At 74.9% G+C, this 16,547-nt stretch carries 20 protein-coding genes; 11 read left to right on the top strand and 9 right to left on the bottom strand.

The features are described from left to right. Positions 1-24 precede the first annotated feature (24 nt). On the top strand, positions 25-438 hold the full coding sequence (locus tag ACFTWP_RS11115; protein ID WP_380264175.1) for a hypothetical protein: 414 nt from the start codon (positions 25-27) through the stop codon (positions 436-438). Between the two features lie 19 nt (positions 439-457). Here ACFTWP_RS11115 and ACFTWP_RS11110 read toward each other — a convergent pair whose 3' ends face one another. The 3 genes from ACFTWP_RS11110 to ACFTWP_RS11100 are packed head-to-tail and all read right to left on the bottom strand — an operon-like array spanning position 458 to position 1,782. Next, positions 458-670: a DUF397 domain-containing protein gene (locus ACFTWP_RS11110; protein ID WP_380264173.1), complete on the bottom strand. Its 213-nt coding sequence runs from the start codon at positions 668-670 to the stop codon at positions 458-460. 58 nt (positions 671-728) lie between these two features. Continuing rightward, complete coding sequence (locus ACFTWP_RS11105; RefSeq protein ID WP_380264213.1) at positions 729-920, bottom strand: DUF397 domain-containing protein; 192 nt, start codon at positions 918-920, stop codon at positions 729-731. After that, positions 829-1,782, bottom strand: a complete 954-nt coding sequence (locus tag ACFTWP_RS11100) for a Scr1 family TA system antitoxin-like transcriptional regulator (protein ID WP_380264212.1) — start codon at positions 1,780-1,782, stop codon at positions 829-831. The genes ACFTWP_RS11105 and ACFTWP_RS11100 overlap by 92 nt, the downstream gene beginning before the upstream one ends. Before the next feature lie 183 nt (positions 1,783-1,965). Between ACFTWP_RS11100 and ACFTWP_RS11095 the strand changes: the two genes are divergently transcribed. Then, positions 1,966-2,529, top strand: coding sequence for an ATP-binding protein (locus ACFTWP_RS11095; RefSeq protein ID WP_380264171.1), 564 nt, complete (start codon positions 1,966-1,968; stop codon positions 2,527-2,529). After that, complete coding sequence (locus ACFTWP_RS11090) at positions 2,526-2,963, top strand: hypothetical protein (protein WP_380264170.1); 438 nt, start codon at positions 2,526-2,528, stop codon at positions 2,961-2,963. The genes ACFTWP_RS11095 and ACFTWP_RS11090 overlap by 4 nt, the downstream gene beginning before the upstream one ends. Here ACFTWP_RS11090 and ACFTWP_RS11085 read toward each other — a convergent pair. The 3 genes from ACFTWP_RS11085 to ACFTWP_RS11075 all read right to left on the bottom strand — a co-directional run bounded on the left by ACFTWP_RS11085 (position 2,929) and on the right by ACFTWP_RS11075 (position 5,787). Beyond that, positions 2,929-3,645, bottom strand: a complete 717-nt coding sequence (locus tag ACFTWP_RS11085) for a histidine phosphatase family protein (RefSeq protein WP_380264169.1) — start codon at positions 3,643-3,645, stop codon at positions 2,929-2,931. The two genes, ACFTWP_RS11090 and ACFTWP_RS11085, sit on opposite strands and share 35 nt — an antisense overlap. A gap of 160 nt (positions 3,646-3,805) precedes the next feature. Further along, a complete protein-coding gene (locus tag ACFTWP_RS11080) occupies positions 3,806-4,483 on the bottom strand; it encodes a response regulator (protein ID WP_380264168.1) in 678 nt (225 codons plus the stop codon). Next, positions 4,480-5,787 carry a sensor histidine kinase gene (locus ACFTWP_RS11075; RefSeq protein WP_380264167.1) on the bottom strand — a complete coding sequence of 436 codons (1,308 nt, stop codon included), beginning with the start codon at positions 5,785-5,787 and terminating at the stop codon, positions 4,480-4,482. The genes ACFTWP_RS11080 and ACFTWP_RS11075 overlap by 4 nt, the downstream gene beginning before the upstream one ends. A gap of 131 nt (positions 5,788-5,918) precedes the next feature. Between ACFTWP_RS11075 and ACFTWP_RS11070 the strand changes: the two genes are divergently transcribed. Further along, entirely contained in the window at positions 5,919-6,836 is a 918-nt protein-coding gene (locus ACFTWP_RS11070; RefSeq protein WP_380264166.1) for an ABC transporter ATP-binding protein, read from the top strand. Continuing rightward, complete coding sequence (locus ACFTWP_RS11065; RefSeq protein WP_380264164.1) at positions 6,836-7,702, top strand: ABC transporter permease; 867 nt, start codon at positions 6,836-6,838, stop codon at positions 7,700-7,702. Before ACFTWP_RS11070 ends, ACFTWP_RS11065 begins: the two co-directional genes overlap by 1 nt. A gap of 40 nt (positions 7,703-7,742) precedes the next feature. Here the strand turns inward: ACFTWP_RS11065 and ACFTWP_RS11060 are convergent, their stop codons facing one another. Then, positions 7,743-8,702 carry a GlxA family transcriptional regulator gene (locus ACFTWP_RS11060; RefSeq protein WP_380264162.1) on the bottom strand — a complete coding sequence of 320 codons (960 nt, stop codon included), beginning with the start codon at positions 8,700-8,702 and terminating at the stop codon, positions 7,743-7,745. Positions 8,703-8,903: 201 nt separating this feature from the next. Here ACFTWP_RS11060 and ACFTWP_RS11055 point away from each other — a divergent pair, with 201 nt between their 5' ends. Next, positions 8,904-9,500: a cysteine hydrolase family protein gene (locus ACFTWP_RS11055; RefSeq protein ID WP_380264161.1), complete on the top strand. Its 597-nt coding sequence runs from the start codon at positions 8,904-8,906 to the stop codon at positions 9,498-9,500. 101 nt (positions 9,501-9,601) lie between these two features. Here ACFTWP_RS11055 and ACFTWP_RS11050 read toward each other — a convergent pair whose 3' ends face one another. Continuing rightward, entirely contained in the window at positions 9,602-10,132 is a 531-nt protein-coding gene (locus ACFTWP_RS11050) for a MarR family winged helix-turn-helix transcriptional regulator (protein WP_380264159.1), read from the bottom strand. A gap of 45 nt (positions 10,133-10,177) precedes the next feature. Here ACFTWP_RS11050 and ACFTWP_RS11045 point away from each other — a divergent pair, with 45 nt between their 5' ends. Together ACFTWP_RS11045 and ACFTWP_RS11040 are read left to right on the top strand one after the other, a co-directional pair. Next, complete coding sequence (locus tag ACFTWP_RS11045; protein ID WP_380264157.1) at positions 10,178-10,903, top strand: SDR family NAD(P)-dependent oxidoreductase; 726 nt, start codon at positions 10,178-10,180, stop codon at positions 10,901-10,903. 190 nt (positions 10,904-11,093) lie between these two features. Next, positions 11,094-11,516, top strand: a complete 423-nt coding sequence (locus ACFTWP_RS11040; protein WP_380264156.1) for a hypothetical protein — start codon at positions 11,094-11,096, stop codon at positions 11,514-11,516. 97 nt (positions 11,517-11,613) lie between these two features. On the opposite strand, the gene ACFTWP_RS11035 is transcribed toward ACFTWP_RS11040, so the two are convergent. Continuing rightward, on the bottom strand, positions 11,614-12,189 hold the full coding sequence (locus ACFTWP_RS11035; protein ID WP_380264154.1) for a nucleosidase: 576 nt from the start codon (positions 12,187-12,189) through the stop codon (positions 11,614-11,616). 291 nt (positions 12,190-12,480) lie between these two features. Between ACFTWP_RS11035 and ACFTWP_RS11030 the strand changes: the two genes are divergently transcribed. From ACFTWP_RS11030 to ACFTWP_RS11020, 3 genes are all read left to right on the top strand, one after another. Beyond that, on the top strand, positions 12,481-13,959 hold the full coding sequence (locus tag ACFTWP_RS11030; RefSeq protein WP_380264152.1) for a hypothetical protein: 1,479 nt from the start codon (positions 12,481-12,483) through the stop codon (positions 13,957-13,959). A gap of 18 nt (positions 13,960-13,977) precedes the next feature. Continuing rightward, on the top strand, positions 13,978-14,946 hold the full coding sequence (locus ACFTWP_RS11025) for a glutamate ABC transporter substrate-binding protein (RefSeq protein WP_380264151.1): 969 nt from the start codon (positions 13,978-13,980) through the stop codon (positions 14,944-14,946). Positions 14,947-15,124: 178 nt separating this feature from the next. Then, positions 15,125-16,543: a hypothetical protein gene (locus tag ACFTWP_RS11020; protein WP_380264211.1), complete on the top strand. Its 1,419-nt coding sequence runs from the start codon at positions 15,125-15,127 to the stop codon at positions 16,541-16,543. Positions 16,544-16,547 lie beyond the last annotated feature (4 nt).

Genomic DNA, 16,547 nt, shown 5'->3' with positions numbered 1-16,547 from the left:
GCATCGACGACCATCGAGGACGCCGTGACCGACGCCGTGACCACCGATTCACCGACCCGACGCACCGTCAGGGCCTACCACGAGGCCCGGTTCCGCGGCGACGTCGCGACCGCCGCCGCTCAGATCGGCGACGGCTTCGCGTTCCGCAGCCCGTTCGTCACCTCCACCAGCCCGACCGGTCATCTCGACGGGCTCGACGGACTCCTGGGCATCGTCACCGGCGTCGACCTGATCAGCGAACTGTACGGCGACACCGAGGCGACCCTGCTCTACGACGTGCACACCGCCTCGCCCGTCGGCACCCAGCACACGGCCGAGCACTTCCGGCTCCACGACGGCCGGATCACCGCGATCACGCTCATCTTCGACTCCGCCCCCTGGCAGGCCCTCATGGCCGCGGTCGGCCCGGGCCGCGAGCAGTCCACGCCCCCGGCGTGACCGCTCCGCCCGCCTCGGATCAGCGGGTCGGGTACTCACCGGCGCGGACGCCCGCGACGAAGGACCGCCAGGCGTCGGCCGCGAAGACCAGGGCCGGCCCGGACGGGTCCTTGGAGTCACGCACCGGGACGAGGCCCGGGAATCCGGGGGCCACCTCGATGCACTCGCCGCCGTTGTCCCCGCTGTAGCTGCTCTTGCGCCAGACCACCGCACTGAGATCGAGATTCATCATGGGCGTTGTACCCCTCCAGATCGTTGCGGCCCCGGATTTCACCCGGGAAGGCCATCGGTCAACCTCGGGTCGGGAACTCACCGGCGCGGACGCCCGCGACGAAGGACCGCCAGGCGTCGGCCGGGAAGACCAGGGCCGGGCCGGACGGGTCCTTGGAGTCACGCACGGGGACGAGGCCCGGGAATCCGGGGGCCACCTCGATGCAGTCGCCGCCGTTGTCCCCGCTGTAGCTGCTCTTGTACCAGGCCACCGCGTCGAGATCGGGAATCGTCATGGGCGTTGTACCCCTCCATCGCACTGGTGATCACGGCAGCGGACTCCACGGCTGAGAGAGAGTCAGCTCGCAGCACATCATAGGTCCGCGTGTGCCGGTCAATCACTGCTGGATCATCACTGAAGTGACCTCTGTCGAGGCTTTCCGAGTACACCCACTCATGGCGGTCAGGCAGCATGACCAGCGACATGGAGGTGTTGAGCGGCTTCAGGCCGCCCACATCGAATGGGGCAACCTGGAGGACGATGTTCGGACGGCGCCCGACCTCCAGCAAATGCTGCAACTGCCCACCCATCACTGCAGGTCCGCCGACCCTACGCCGGATGACGCTCTCATCAAGCACCACGACCAGCAGCGGCCCGTCCGGCGCCAGGAATCGATGCTGCCGACTCAGTCGGGCAGCTACCCGCTCCTCGATCAGATCGGGATCTCCCGCACCTGAACCCCTCGCGAACAACGCCCGCGCGTAGTCCTCCGTCTGCAACAGACCAGGAACATGCTGGATCTGGAACTTGCGCAGCGAGACAGCCTCCGCCTCCATCTGCGCGAAGCGCTGGAACCAGTCCGGGTGTTCGACCTCGGCGTACCAGTCGACCCGCTTCCAGATCCGGATCAGGAGGCCGCCCATCATCAGGACCCGGTCGCAGTCCTTGATGAAGTCCTCCTGCGGGACACGGCCCCCGTTCTCCACCCGGGTGACCAGGGTCCGGTCGCAGTGCAGCAGCTTGGCCAGGTCGGCCTGCGAGTAGCCGGCGGCCTCCCGGGCGTGGCGGAACTCGCCGCCGAACAGAACAGCTGAGCTGATGGTCGAACCTGTGTCGGGCCTTCGACGTGGCACAGCCAACCCCCGTAGTGACGCAGGTCCTTGGCACCCTTGATCGCTCGCCACGGTAGCGCCCGATGCCGATGCTTGTGAGCGGAACGGAATTGTTCGCTCGCTTTGCGTGAGCACGTGCGCCCATTGGTTGTCATGTGCGCTCCGTGGGGCGCGTTCGGCAGCTGGTACCGGGAGGTAGGTCCCATGGCGGAGACACTCGACAGAACAGCGGCGGTGGACGGCGAGGCGGTCGGCGGCGAGTACGCCTGCTGGCTGCCGCGCCACCGGCGTTCACCAGGGGTGGCGCGGCGGCTGCTGCGGAGCTTCCTGGACGGTCTCGACGGCGGGGAACGGTTCGTGGAGGTGGGCGAGTTGCTGCTCTCCGAACTGGTGGCCAACGCGGTCGAGCACGCCCGGGTGCCGGCCGGGCGGCTGGTGAAGGTGCGGTTCGAGTGCCGGGCGGACCTGCTGCGGGTCGAGGTGCACGACGCGAGTCCGCAGCGGCCGTCGCTGCGGACCGTCCCGGCGCAGGCGGACGCGGAGGCGGGCCGGGGGCTGTTGCTCGTCCGGGAGCTGTCGCAGGGCTGGGGGTGCTGCCCACGGGTGGGCGGGATCGGGAAGTTCGTCTGGTTCGAGTGCGGCCCGTCCTCGGACACCGGTCCTACCGAGGACACCGAGGACACCGGGGACGGCCCGGCGACGGACGGCCGCGCCACGGACGGCCCGACGGCGGACGGCCCGACGGCGGACGGGCGGGCGACGGCATGAGGCGGGAGGTCGGACGGCGGTGGCCGGGCATCGCACGCGAGCTCGCACGGGCCGGGCAGGCGGCGGCCGGTGCGCGGCCGGTCGGAACGGGGTCGGACGGGACGGGGTCGGACGGGACGGGGTCGGCGGCGCTGCTGGACGCGGTCGAACGGATGATCCCGCCCGAGGGCCCGCGGACGCTCCCCGAGGTGCTCGCGCCCGTCCGCGCCTACCTGCTGGCGGCGTTGGGGGCGGATCGGCGCTTCGAGGGGGCGTGCGTGTTCGCCGGGGAGATCGCGGCGGCCGGTCAGCTGCCGGTCCGGGTGCGGGTGGAGTTACTCGCCCTCGGGCCGGAGGACGCCCGGCGGGTGCAGAGCCCGCACCGGAGGCCACCGCTGCGGGAGGCCGGTCCGGCGGAGCTCAGTCCAGCCCGGCGGCGCCCGGGGGCGGGCTGACCGGGGGCGGGCCAACGGGCGGCGGGGTGACCGGGCGGCCGGCCGGGCTGTCCGCCCGGTGGTCGGCGCGGACCGGGCCGCCGATCGGGGCGCCCATCCAGCTCAGGGCCTTCCAGCCCTCCTCCGGCGTGCCCTCCAGGACGACCACGGCGGTGTTGTCGAGGGGGTGCGCGGCGGCGAAGGGCACGTCCACGTTCTCCGCCCGGGCCGCCGTCCACATCCGGATCGCGGCGCCGTGGCTGACCATCGCGACGGTGCCCGCGCCGGAGCCGGCGGCCTCGGCCATCACCGCGTCCAGCCGGGCCAGCGCCTCGACGCCGTTCTCCCCGCCGGGCATCCGCAGCCCGGTGTCACCGGCCGACCAGGCGAACGCGGTGCGCATGTAGAGCTCGGCCGCGGCGTCGTCGCCGCGCAGCTCAAGGTCACCCGCGGACAGCTCCCGCAGACCGCCGCGGACCAGCGGTTCCAGCCCGCGCGCGGCGGCCAGCGGTGCGGCGGTCTGCTGGGTGCGGACCAGGGTGGAGACGTACAGGGCGTCGACGTCCTCGCCGGCCAGGGCGGCGGGCAGCGCGGCCGCCTGCCGGAGCCCGAGCGGGGTCAGGGCGGCGCCGGGCAGCGCGGTGTCGAGGAGGCGGCGCAGGTTGGAGAAGGTCTCGCCGTGGCGGATCAGCAGCAGGCGCATGGTGCGGATCGGGCTCCGTTCTCGGCCTCGTGGGGACGGTCGGCCGGGCGGCGCCGCCGCCCGGACCCTCCATCCTGCCAGCAAGCCCCCGGTGGCGGCACGGGGAAGGGCGGCGTCCGGCGCGGCCCCTCCCCCGGCCGGCGGCACAGGATGCGGGCGCTCAGCCGGAGGGGGCGACCAGGCCCGCCTCGTACGCGGTGATCACCAGGTGCACGCGGTCCCGGGCGCCGAGCTTGGAGAGCAGCCGGGCCACGTGCGACTTGGCGGTGGCGACCGAGATGAAGAGGTCGTCGGCGATCTCGCCGTTCGACCGGCCGCGTGCCACCAGGGTCAGCACCTCCCGCTCCCGGTCGGTGACGCCCTCCAGCGACCTGCCGGCCGGCGATCCGGGGGGCGGTCCGGCGACGGGCCCCGCGTGCGCGAGGAACCCGGCGATCAGACGCCGGGTGACGCCCGGCGCGATCAGGGCGTCGCCCGCGGCCACCACCCGGATCGCCGACAGGATGTCCTCCAGCGCCATGTCCTTCACCGCGAACCCGCTCGCGCCGGCCCGCAGTGCCCCGAGCACGTGCTCGTCCTCGTCGAAGGTGGTGAGCACCAGGACCCGGCTCGCCCACGGGCCGGCCGTGATCCGGCGGGTGGCCTCGATCCCGCCGATGCCGGGCATCCGGATGTCCATCACCACCACGTCCGGCCCGGTCTCGTCGACCAGCCGGACGGCCTCCTCCCCGGTCGCGGCCTCGCCGACGACCTCCAGGTCGGGGGTGTCCGTGATCAGCACCCGCAGGCCGGAGCGGACCAGCGGCTGATCGTCGGCGAGCACCACGCGCACGCTCACCGGGCCTCCCCCGCCCGGCCCGCGACACCCGAACCCGCAACCGCGACCGGGCCCACACCCGAACCAGCGCCCGCACCCGTACCCAGGTCGGCACCGGAGGCCTTCGACGGTCCGGACGGCCACGGCGGCAGCGGCAGCCCGGCCGCCACCCGGAACCCGCCCCCGGGACGCGGCCCGGCGCTGAACCGGCCGTGCAGCAGCCCCACCCGCTCCCGCATCCCCACCAGGCCGAACCCCCGGCCGGGACCACGAGCGCTCACGCCCCGCCCCTCGTCGACGACCTCCACCGACACCTCCTCGTCCCCGTACCCGACACTCACCCGGCAGTGACCGGTCTCCGCGTGCCGGACCACGTTCGTCAGGGCCTCCTGCACGATCCGGAACGCCGACAGCTCGATGTCCGAGGGCAGCGGCCGGCGCTCCCCGCTCCAGCACACCTCGACCCGGACCCCGGCCGCGGTGGTCGCCGCCGCCAGCCGCTCGACGTCCGCCAGACCGGGCACCGGCTCCGAGGAGACCTGCTCCGCGCCCGGCGGATCGGCCTGCCGCAGCGCCACCAGCGTCCGCCGCAGGCCCGCCAGGGTCTCCCGGCTGGTCTCCTCGATCGCCCGCAGCGCGTTCCGGGCCTCGGCCGGCTGCGTCTCGATCACCCGACTGCCCACCCCCGCCTGGATGGCGATGATGCCGATGCTGTGGGCGACCATGTCGTGCAGTTCCCGGGCGATCCGCAGCCGTTCGGCGGTGATCGCCTGCTCGGTGTCCCGGGTGCGGGCCACCGTCGCGGCCTCCCGGGCCTGGTGCACCGAGTGGCCGATCAGCCAGGCGAACACCGTCATCAGGGCGGCCGGGTACTGGATCTGGCCCAGCTCGACGTCCGCCCCCCGCGCCGCCTGGACCACCTGATACCCCGCCATCAGCGCGAGCGAGACACCCAGCGCCGACAGCGCGACCCGGCGCGAGCGCACGGTCGCCAGGTAGCAGAGGGCCGCCGCGGCGGGCAGCAGATGACCGATCCTCAGGTTCGGCGGCAACGGCTCCTCGACCAGGACCATCCCGAGGCCGGCCGACAGCAGCAGGCCGAACACCGCCACCGGGACCCGCCGCAGCAGCGCCGCCGCCAGCAGATCGACCGCCACCGCGGCCAGCGGGCCCGGTCGTTGAACCCCGAACTCGACGCCGAACGGCTCCCCGAGCAGGCTCTCCGAGACGGTGACGATCAGGATGGTGGCGCCCGCCCAGAGCAGCGCCGGCCGCCTCCGGTGCGCGGCCCCGACCAGGGGTGAAGCGGCTGGTGTGACGTCCATCCGGCGAGACTAACCGGCCCGTCGGCACCGGGCATCGGCCCCCAGGCGTACGCCCACGGGCCAGTACCGCCGGGCGGGTTGCCGCCGACGGCCCGATGCCCGGCGGGGCCCGCCCCGGCAGGGTTGGCACCGTGATCGAAGTCAACGAACTCACCAAGCGCTACGGCCGCAGGACGGCCGTCGACCACCTCTCCTTCACCGTCCGACCCGGTCAGGTCACCGGGTTCCTCGGCCCCAACGGCGCCGGCAAGACCACCACCCTGCGGATGATCCTCGGCCTGGACGCGCCCACCGGCGGCACCGCGACGGTCGACGGCGTGCCGTTCCGCACCCACCGGCGCGGACTGCACCACGCCGGCGCCCTGCTGGACGCCCAGCACGTGCACGGCGGCCGAACCGCCGCCGACCACCTCGCGGCCCTGGCCCGCAGCAACGGCATCGGCCCGCACCGGGTGGCCGAGGTGCTGGAGGAGGTCGGCCTCGCCGAGGCGGCCCGGCGCCGGGTGGGCGGCTTCTCGCTCGGCATGAAACAGCGGCTCGGCATCGCCACCGCCCTGCTCGGCGACCCGCCGGTGCTGCTGTTCGACGAGCCGATCAACGGGATGGACCCGGAGGGCGTGCTCTGGGTCCGCCACCTGTTCCGCCGGCTCGCCGCCGAGGGCCGCACCGTCCTGCTCTCCAGCCACCTGATGACGGAGATGGAACAGACCGCCGACCGGCTGGTCGTCATCGGCCGCGGCCGGCTGATCGCCGCCGAGTCGGTCGAGGACTTCGCCGCCCGCAGCAGCCGGCTCGACGTCCTGGTGGGCACCCCGCAGACGGCCGAACTGGCCGCGGTGCTGACCGCCGCCGGTGCGGTGGTCGCCCCGGAGGGCTCGGCGGGCGCCGAACGGCTCACCGTGACCGGGCTGCCGCCCGGCCGGATCGGCGCCCTCGCCGCCGAGCACGGCATCACCCTGCACGAACTGACCAGCCGCAGGGCCTCGTTGGAGGAGGCCTTCATGCAACTCACCGCCGACAGCGTCGAGTACCGGACAGGACGGTCCTGATGGCCACCCGCACCACCCGCTCCCCCCGGGCCCGCGCCCCACTGGCCGGGCCCGGCGCCGGCACCCTGCCGCCCGTCCGCTTCCGCGACCTGGTCGGCTCCGAATGGATCAAGATCCGGTCGCTGCGGTCCTCCGCGTGGGCCCTCGGCCTGGTCGCCCTGTTCGTGCTCGGGGCGTCCGCCGTCGCCGCGCTCGCCGACTACCGCGACTTCCCGCAGCTCGACCCGGAGCAGCAGGCGGAACACGTCTTCTCCCTGCACGACGCCTTCCCGCCGGAGGGCTACCTGGTGCTGATGCTCGCCGCCGGCACCCTCGGCGCGATCAGCATCGCCGGCGAGTACGGCAGCGGCATGATCCGCACCACCACGGTGGCCGTGCCCGCCCGCGGCTCGGTGATCCTGGCCAAGGCGACCGTCCTGACCCTGCTGTGGACCGCCGTGGGCACGCTCGTCGCCGCCGCGTCCTTCCTGCTCTCCCAGAGCATCCTGGACGGCCGCGACGCCGCGATCGCCGTCACCGGCCCCGGCGCGTTCACCGCCCTGGCGGCCTCCGCGCTGCTCGGCCCGGTCAGCGCGCTGGTCGGCCTCGGGCTCGGCACCCTGATCCGGCACGGGGCCACCACCGTGCTCGCCGCCGTCCTGCTGCTGCTGGTGCTGCCGATGCTCCTGCCGCCCAACAAACCCTCGACCGCCGACCTCAACCACACCCTGGTGCTGAGCGCCTGGCAGCGGCTGACCCGGACCTGGGGGTCGCCGGCCGCCGTGGACCACTACGCCTCGTACGCCGGGTCGTGGACGGTGTACGCGCTCTGGCCGCTCGTCGCCCTCACCCTCGCGGTGCTCGTGGTGCGGCGGCGCGACGTCTGACGGCCCGCGGCCGGCACGCCGCCGGCCCCGCGCCGGGCACTCAGCCCGCGTCCCGCCCGCGGAAGGAGCGGCGGTACTCGCGCGGGGCCACCCCGACCCGGCGGACGAACGCCGGGCGCAGCGAGACGGCGGAGGCGAAGCCGCAGCGGCCGGCGACCTCGTCCACCGGCAGGTCGGTCTCCTCCAGCAGGCGCTGGGCGGTCAGCACCCGCTGCTCCAGCAGCCAGCGCAGCGGGGGCGTGCCGGTGGCCTCGACGAACCGGCGGGCGAAGGAGCGCTCCGACATCAGCGCCAGGCCGGCCATCCGGCGGACGGTCCACGGGCCGCCGAGCCCGGCCAGCACCCGCGTCCGCACCTGGGCCAGCACGTCGTCCCCGGCCTCCGCCGGCACCGGGGACGGGATGAACTGCGCCTGGCCGCCCGCCCGGAACGGCGCGGTGACCATCGCCCGGGCGATGGTGGCGGCGGCCTGCTGGCCGTGCGCGGACCGGACCAGGTGCAGGCACAGGTCGATGCCGGCGGCGACCCCGGCCGAGGTCCAGATCTGCCCGTCCCCGACGAACAGCACCTCGGGCTGGACGTCCACGGCCGGGTGGCGGTCGGCGAGGTCCCGGGCGACGCACCAGTGGGTGGTGGCGCTGCGGCCGTCCAGCAGTCCGGCGTCGGCGAGGACGAACGCGCCGGCGCAGAGCGAGGCGATCGGGATGCCGCGACCGTGCACCGCGCGCAGCGCCTCCAGCACCTCCGGTGCGGTCGGCGCCAGCGGCTGCTCCACGCCGGGGACGACCACGAGGTCGCAGTCGAGGAGCGCGTCCAGCCCCTGGTCCGGGGTCCGCTCCAGGCCGCCGCCGAGCCGGACCCGGGCCCCGTCCGGGCCGCAGACCCGCAGGTCGAAGGCGGGTACGCCGGGGCGGCTGACCCGGTTCGCCCAGACCTCGCCGATCACCGCGTAGTCGAAGGCCCGTACGCCGTCGAAGATCAGGCAGCCCACTGTGCGCATGGCGGCAATCTATCGACCGGCCGCGGCGCCCGTCACCGGTTCCGCCACCGCGCCCGTCCGCCTGCCCTCCCGCCTGCCCGGGGGCCGGTGCGGGCCCGGCGCGGGCGACCGGACGAGCGTCCCGGCGGCTGGCGGGAATGTATCGATCGTTGGCACCGGCGCCACTCACCCGGCCGGGCCGCCCGGCGGCACGATCGACGCATGACGAACACCAGCGCATTCGACGCCCCCCTCGCCCTCGCCGCGGACGCGGTCCTGATCGTGATCGACGTCCAGCAGGGCTTCGACGACGAGGAGTTCTGGGGCCCTCGTGACAACCCCGACGCCGAGAAGCGGATGGTCTCGCTGATCGAGGCCTGGCAGGCCACCGGCCGGCCGATCGTGACGGTCCAGCACGCCTCGACCGCCGGCCCGCTGGCGGCCGGCACCCCGGGGTACGAGCTGAAGCCCGAGGTGGCCTCCGTCGAGCCCGACCTGCACATCGTGAAGTCGGTCAACAGCGCCTTCTACGGCACCCCCGACCTGCACGAGTGGCTCCAGGCGCGCGGCGCCGAGCAGCTCGTCGTCACCGGGATCATGACCAACGTGTGCAACGAGGTGACGGCCCGGATGGGCGGCAACCTCGGCTACGACGTGATCTTCCCGGCCGACGCCATGCACACCTTCGGGATGGCCGGCCCGGACGGCGAGCTCATCCCCGCCACCGAACTCGCCCGCGCCACCTCGGCGGTGCTGCACACCGCCCGGTTCGCCAAGGTGGTCACCACGGACGCGGTGCTGGCGGCGGCCGGCGTCTGACGTCCCTCCCGTACCCGGCCGCGCGGGTCACGGGCCCGGTCGGTCAGCCGCGCCGGTCACGGGCCCGGTCGGTCAGCCGCGCCGGTCACGGGCCCGGTCGGTCAGCCGCGCCGGTCACGGGCCCGGTCGGTCAGGTCCCGCAGCAGGATCGTCAGCAGGCGTGCCAGTTCGTCCTGTTCGTGCGGCGCGAGGCCCTCGACGAGACCCTGCTCATAGGTCAGCAGGCCGCCGACCGCCTCCTCGACCGCGCGGTGCCCCGGATCGGTCAGCTCGACCTCGACCGCACGGGTCCCCGGCGCCGGCGGCAACCGCCGGACCAGGCCCTCGCGGCCGGCCCGGTCGACCCGCTGGGTCACCGCACCGGCCGTGATCAGGGCGCGGTCGGCGAGCTCCCGGGTGGTGAGGCGGTAGGGCGGGCCGGAGCGCCGCAGGGTGCTGAGCAGGTCGAGGGTGGCGGCGTCCATCCCGACCCCGGCCAGCACCCGGCGGCGCTCGTCGTCCAGCAGCTTGGCGGCCTGACGGATGCGGGTGAGGATGCCGATCGACCCGACGGGCAGCCCGGGTTGCTCGCGCCGCCAGGCCCGGGAGATCTCCTCGGCGCGGTCGATCGGGGGCTGCTCGGGCGTCGTCACGGTGCTAGTGTCCCACATACGTTTAGCACTAAACGAGGAGTGGGGATGCGTCAGATCGTCGTCACCGGAGGCGGTACCGGCATCGGCCGGGCGGTCGCCGAGTCGTTCGCCGCCCAGGGCGACCGGGTCGTGATCACCGGCCGCCGCAAGGACGTCCTGGAACGGACCGCCGCCGAACTCGGGCCCCGCGTCACCGCCGTGGCCTTCGACGCCACCGACCCCGAGCAGGTCGAGGCCGCCCTCGACGCCCTGCCGCCGCAGGTGGACGTCCTGGTCAACAACGCCGGCGGCAACACCGACCTCGGCGCCGCGGCGCCCTCCGGGCTGGCCGACCTCGCCGCCGCCTGGCACGCCAACCTCGACGCCAACGTCCTGTCCGCCGTCCTGGTCACCGCCGCGCTGCGGCCACGGCTGACCGCCGGGGGCTCGGTCGTCAGCGTCGGCTCCATCGCGGCCCACCGCGGCGGCTCGGGCTCCTACGGCGCCGCCAAGGCCGCCGTCGAGGCCTGGAACCTCACCCTGGCCCAGGACCTCGGCCGGGACGGGATCACCGCGAACGTCGTCGCACCCGGGTACGTCGAGGCCACCGAGTTCTTCGGCGGCGCCATGACCGACCAGCGCCGGGCCGCGCTGATCGCCCAGACCAGCACCGGACGGGCCGGCACCCCGGCCGACGTCGCCGGTACCGTCCTGTTCCTCGCCTCCCCCGCCGCGAGCCACCTCACCGGCCAGACCCTGCACGTCAACGGCGGTTCGCTGGCCGGGCGCTGAGCGGTCCGCGGGATCCGGGGCGGGCGGCGGCGCCCGCCCCGCCGCCGGCCCCGGATATCGAACTGATGAACATTCGCCGGTGCGGCCGGTATGCCGGATTTGGTCGTTGCCGCCGGCATTCCCCGCTCACTACGCTCGCGCGTCCGTCCGCACGTCGTGGACGGAATCCGAACCGCAGGGAGCACGCCGGATGGCGATCCGTAAGTCCACCATTCAGGAGCAGGTCGCCCAGGCGATCGCGTCGATCGAGCCGAACGACCGCCCGGTCGCGACGTTCCAGAGCATCACCGGGCCGAGCCCCTGGCTGATCAGCTCCCTCGGCCTGATCGGCCAGCTGCTGGTCAAGTACTACTACGTCACGCTGACCGAGCGCGTCGTCGTGGTGCACCGCGCCTCGCGGATGTCCAACCGTCCGCAGGAGATCCTCTACGTGGTGCCGCTGGAGCAGGCCCGCACCCTGATCGGCGACGTCCGGCGGAACCCGCTCTGGAGCTCGCTGCAGTTCCACTTCCCCGGCGAGCAGAAGCCGACCCGCCTCAACGTGGGCCGCTACTGGCGGGCCGAGCTGGACGTCTTCGTCCCCGGCCTGACCGGCCAGCCGATCGCCTCCTGACCCGCCGGCCGGCGCCGCCGACCCGGCCGCCACCCGCCGGCCCCGGCCGGGCGGCGGTCGGGCCGGCGGCCGGCCGGCAACGCGACACCGCGTACGGTCACAGGCCCTCGTCGCGGGCCCAGTCGGCGAGCACCCGGGCGCAGGCGTCCACCGACTCGCGCCAGGTCCGGGCCGCGCCGGCCCCCGCCTCGTCGCTGACGTGCTTCACCAGCCGGATCGGGACCTCCGCCCGCTGCGCGACCGTCGCCAGGGCGTAGCCCTCCATGTCGACCAGGTCCGCGCTGAGCGCCAGCCGGTCCCGGGCGGCGGGATCGGAGACGAACAGGTCACCGGTGGCCAGCGTCGGGCCCTTCCGGTCGCTCAGGGTGATCGCGGCGCCGTACGACCGGCCGGTGAGCTCCCGCAGCACCGGGGTGTCGATGTCGTGCTGGAGCACCTCGGCCACCTCGTGGGTGCCCGACCAGCCCGGGCGCAGCGCCCCCGCCGTGCCCAGGTTGACGATCCCGGACGGCCGCTCGCCCCGGGCCAGGACGGTCGCCAGCGCCGCCGCGGCGTTGATCTTCCCTATGCCGGTGAGCAGCACGGGAAGCCGGTCGCCGAGGTACGCCGCCTCCTCCCGGACGGCGACGACGATCAGCGGGCGGTCGGGGGAGATCGTTCCGAGCAGGCGCATGGCGCCATCGTACGGAGCGCCCCCCGCGCCCCGGAAGCGCCGGGTGGCCGCCCCGCCCCACCCCGCGGACACCGCAACCGCATAGGGTGCAACCCGCGTCGCACTGGACACGGCCGGACGCGGACCCGGCCGACACCGACCGAAGCGGCTCCCCCGGGGCGGCCCCGGCCCGGCAGGCAGGTCGAAGCTCAAGATCGGCGCAAGTCGGGTGTGACCGTCACAACCGGCGGCCATACTGCTGGCAACGACCGGGCCCCTTCGGCGGGTCGGGTCACTGGGGAGGGTGGGGCGGTGGCGACACCAGCACGTACGGAGGAGCAGGGCCCGGCGCCGGGGGCGAGCGGCGCAGTGGCCGCGCGCCCGGACGGCAGACCGGCGGCGGCCGTGCCCGCCCCCCGGCCCGCCCGGGCCCCTGGCCGGCTCGACCTGGCGGGGCGGGCCGCCCGGATCGCCGACGCCCGGCACACCGCGCCCGGCCGGCTACGGCTCGCCGGCGCGCTGCTGGCCGTCCTCGCGGTGGCCTTCGGCCTGCTGACCGCCTGGCAGGTCCACACCCGTGCGCAGGCGGCGGACCGGGTGGTCTCGTACAGCCAGCCGCTCAGCCAGGCCGCCGCCGACATCCACCGCTCGCTGGCGGACGCGGACACCACCGCCGCCACCGGCTTCCTGCTCGCGGGGGCCGAGCCCAGGGCCGTCCGGGAGCGCTACGAGCAGGACCTCGCGACCGCGGCCCGGCTGATAGCCGAGGCGGCGGCGAGGACCACCGCGTCCTCCCCCGCCCAGCAGTGGCTCTCCTCCCTCAACCAGCAACTGCCCACCTACGCGGGCCTGGTGGAGACGGCCCGGGCCAACAACCGGCAGGGGTTCCCGCTCGGCGGCGCCTACCTCCGGTACGCCTCGCAGCAGATGCGCGACACCCTGCTGCCGGACGCCGCGAAGCTCGCCGACGCCGAGAACCAGGCCCTGGCCCGGGACTACGCCGAGGCGCGCGCGGTGCCGTGGGCCGCCTACGGGCTCGGCCTGGTCGTGCTCGCGGCGCTGGTGCAGGTGCAGCGGGTGCTGTTCCGGCGCACCAACCGGGTGTTCAACATCGGACTCGTCGGGGCCACCGCCGCCGTGCTCGCCGCCCTGCTGTGGCTCACCGCCGGCAGCCTGATCGCGAGCGGGCGCCTGGCCGACAGCGAACGGGACGGCGCGGCCCCGCTGCGCGCGCTCAACGTCGCCCGGATCGACGTGCTGACCGCCCGACTGGCGGAGAACCTGCACCTGGTCGCCCGGGGTTCGAGCACCCGGTACGCCGAGCTGTGGGCGACCACGACCAAGGACCTGGCGGGCCCGGCGGCCGCCGCCGGCGCACCCGCGGCCGGCAACGCCCCCGCGGTCGGCGGCGCCCTCGGCGAGGCGCGCCGGCTCGCGCCCAGGGACGCGGCCGAGGCCGTGGAGCAGGCCGGCCAGAACTACGCGACCTGGTCCGCCCGGCACGACGCGGCGATGGCCAAGGAGACCGCGGACGGCGACTACCAGGGTGCGCTGGACGCCACGATCACCGTCCGGGAGGCCGACGTCCCGAACACCTCGGACGCCTCCTTCAGCATCACCGACCAGCAGTTGGAGCGGGCCGCCGGCATCGAGCTGGCGAGGTTCAAGGCCTCCGCCACGGGCACCGGCGGGCTGCTGGACGCCCTGTCCGCCGGCGCGGGCGTGCTCGCCCTGCTGGCGGCCGTGAGTGCGGTGCGCGGCCTCGGCCGGCGCCTGGCCGAGTACCGGTAGAGGGGCGGGGAGATGACGATGCGTACAGCACCCACGACGACGGACCGGGCCCACCGCGGCGGGCGCGGCCGGGCCGCGGCCCTGGCCGCCCTGCTCGCGGCCGGGGTGGCGGTGCTCGGGGCCGGTGGCCCGCAGGGCGCCCTGCTGCCGGCCGCCGCCGGCGCACCGCCCCGGCAGGCGCCGCAGGCCGCACCGGCGGCCGACCCGAACTGCGACACCACCAGGAGCGTGCCGCCCAGCACGGTGGACGGCCCGGCGGTGAAGGCCATCAAGGACAAGAAGACCCTGGTCATCGGGGTGGACCAGAACAGCTACCGGTGGGGCGCCCGCAATCCGGCGACCGGCGGGATCGAGGGCTTCGACATCGACCTCGCCAAGGCGATCGGCACCGCCCTGATGGGCGACCCGAGCAAGATCACCTTCAAGGCGGTGCCCACCGCGGAGCGGATCAAGTTCATCCAGGACGGCAAGGTCGACATGATCGTCCGCACCATGACGATCACCTGCGAGCGGATGGACCAGGTCGCCTTCTCCAAGCCCTACTTCCGGACCGCCAACCGCCTGCTGGTACCCAAGGCGCGCGGCGTGAAGACCTTCGACGAGGCGCTCAACGGCAGGACCGCCTGCGCCGCCCGCAGCTCCTCCGCCGAGGACGAGCTCAAGGGCAACCCGCACGGCTCCAAGCTCGTCACGGTGGAGAACCAGCTCGACTGCCTGGTCCTCATGCAGCTCGGCAAGGTCGACGCCACCATGACCGACGACGGCCTGGCCGCCGGCCAGGCCGCCCAGGACACCACCATCACCCTGCTCGACGAGCAGGTGCGCCCGGGCGTGATGGGCGTGGCGATGAAGCTGGGCAACACCGACCTCGTCGCCCGGGTCAACCAGGTCCTGGCCGACTACCAGGCGAGCGGCGCCTGGCGGGAGAGCTACGACAGGTGGCTCAAGCCCACCATGCACGACGACGCCGACCGGTTCCGGCCCTGACCCGGGCCTGACCCGGACCTGACCCGGCCACCGGCCACCGGCTCGGCAACGGCCACCGGCTCCCAGGGGCCGGGCGGTGGACGCAGTGAAGCAGTGAAGCAGTGCGGCGGCGCCGACGGCGCCGCCCGACAGAGCGGAGAGGAAGGACCCGGCCTTGGCAGGATCTGCTGGCCCGGTGATGAGCCGGGAGGAGGTGGACCGCGCACTGGCACGCCTGGGCGCGGAGCGCGACGCCGTCGAGGCGGCCCTGCTCACGTTGCAGGACCACCCCGGCCGCCGACTGCTGGAGGGAGCCTCGCTCGCCGGCCGGACGGAGGAGCGCTGGGCCGTCGCCGGGCAGGGCCTCCCGCTGCTCTGGGCCCTCTTCGACCGCTACTCCGAGGCACTCGCCTCGGCCCGCGCGGTGCGCGCCCGCAAGGCCCGGCCCGGCAACCCGGAACTCGCCGAACTGAGCGAACTGCTCAGCGGCGCCGCCGTCACCGTGCCCGGCGGCGCCCTGCCGGACGGCGGGCAGCGGCTCGGCGCACCGGCCAAGCTGGTCGAGCAGGTCAGCCTCGCCGACCTGATGGACCGGATGAACGCCTGGTACGCCACCGTGCTGGAGGTCGTGAACGCCGCGGACGCCGTCTGGTCGGCGCTGCCCGCCCGGATCGACCTGCTGCTCGCCGAACTGCGCCGGGTGCAGAGCCTGGCCGGCTCGCTCGGCGTACGGGCCGGGGCGCACCCGCTCGGCGACGACCTCACCGACCTCGACGCCGAACTGGCGTCCCTGCGGGCCGAGGTGGTCACCGACCCGCTGGCCCTCTGGCGCCCCTCCCGGGTGCCCGCCCAGCGCGGCACGGTGCCCGACGGCACCGCGCTGGCCGGCCCGTCCGGGGTGGTGGACACCGAGCGCTTCGACCGGGCCGGCCGGGCGCTGGACGGCATCCGGCTGGAGCTGGAGGGCCTGCTGCGGCTGCGCGACGACGCCGAGGAGCGCCTCCAGCAGGTCGGCGACCTGCTGCAACGGGCAGACGCCACCCTCGCCGAGGCCCGCCGGGCCCGCGGCGAGGTGCTGGCGAAGATCGCCGCCACCGAGGTGCCGGCGGTGCCGGGCCCCGCCTCCGCGATGCGCGAACGCGTGCTGCTGGCCCTGGAACTGCGCCAGAGCGGCCTCTGGCACCGGCTCGCCCCCCTGCTGGACCAGCTGGAGGACGCCGCCGCCAAGGAGCTGGGCCGCGCCCGGCAGGCCCTCACCGAGGTGACCCAGCCGCTCGCCGTCCGCGCCGAGCTGCGGGGCCGGCTCGACGCGTACAAGGCGATGGCCGCCCGGCTGCGGGTCGCGGAGGACCCGGAGGTCATCGAACGCTACGAGAAGGCCCGCTGGCTGCTCTGGAGCGCGCCCTGCGACCTGCGGGCGGCCGCGGGCGCGGTGGCCCGGTTCCAGCAGTCGCTGCGACCGGTGGCCGAGGCGGGCGCCCCACCGGGCGACGCGGGCGGACCGCCGGCGCTCGAAGCCGGCGGGAGCGCGAGAGCGGCACTCGAAGGCGGCGACGCGCCGCCCGACGGTCGCGGCAGTGTGCGGGACAGCGTCCAGAGCAACGGTCAGGGGGCCTGAGTTT

The organism is Kitasatospora sp. NPDC057015 (assembly GCF_042673745.1).
In the GTDB taxonomy this organism is placed as follows: Bacteria; Actinomycetota; Actinomycetes; order Streptomycetales; family Streptomycetaceae; genus Kitasatospora.
This window is presented reverse-complemented; position numbering and strand designations above follow the sequence as displayed.

What these genes read in the sequence shown, in the direction of transcription:
- ACFTWP_RS11020 (WP_380264211.1), top strand. Translation starts at nt 15,125, where the DNA reads ATGAGCCGGGAGGAGGTGGACCGCGCACTGGCACGCCTGGGCGCGGAG.
- ACFTWP_RS11085 (WP_380264169.1), bottom strand. Translation starts at nt 3,645, where the DNA reads ATGCGCCTGCTGCTGATCCGCCACGGCGAGACCTTCTCCAACCTGCGC.
- ACFTWP_RS11040 (WP_380264156.1), top strand. Translation starts at nt 11,094, where the DNA reads ATGGCGATCCGTAAGTCCACCATTCAGGAGCAGGTCGCCCAGGCGATC.
- ACFTWP_RS11110 (WP_380264173.1), bottom strand. Translation starts at nt 670, where the DNA reads ATGATGAATCTCGATCTCAGTGCGGTGGTCTGGCGCAAGAGCAGCTAC.
- ACFTWP_RS11035 (WP_380264154.1), bottom strand. Translation starts at nt 12,189, where the DNA reads ATGCGCCTGCTCGGAACGATCTCCCCCGACCGCCCGCTGATCGTCGTC.
- ACFTWP_RS11090 (WP_380264170.1), top strand. Translation starts at nt 2,526, where the DNA reads ATGAGGCGGGAGGTCGGACGGCGGTGGCCGGGCATCGCACGCGAGCTC.
- ACFTWP_RS11060 (WP_380264162.1), bottom strand. Translation starts at nt 8,702, where the DNA reads ATGCGCACAGTGGGCTGCCTGATCTTCGACGGCGTACGGGCCTTCGAC.
- ACFTWP_RS11055 (WP_380264161.1), top strand. Translation starts at nt 8,904, where the DNA reads ATGACGAACACCAGCGCATTCGACGCCCCCCTCGCCCTCGCCGCGGAC.
- ACFTWP_RS11065 (WP_380264164.1), top strand. Translation starts at nt 6,836, where the DNA reads ATGGCCACCCGCACCACCCGCTCCCCCCGGGCCCGCGCCCCACTGGCC.
- ACFTWP_RS11075 (WP_380264167.1), bottom strand. Translation starts at nt 5,787, where the DNA reads ATGGACGTCACACCAGCCGCTTCACCCCTGGTCGGGGCCGCGCACCGG.
- ACFTWP_RS11045 (WP_380264157.1), top strand. Translation starts at nt 10,178, where the DNA reads ATGCGTCAGATCGTCGTCACCGGAGGCGGTACCGGCATCGGCCGGGCG.
- ACFTWP_RS11095 (WP_380264171.1), top strand. Translation starts at nt 1,966, where the DNA reads ATGGCGGAGACACTCGACAGAACAGCGGCGGTGGACGGCGAGGCGGTC.
- ACFTWP_RS11025 (WP_380264151.1), top strand. Translation starts at nt 13,978, where the DNA reads ATGCGTACAGCACCCACGACGACGGACCGGGCCCACCGCGGCGGGCGC.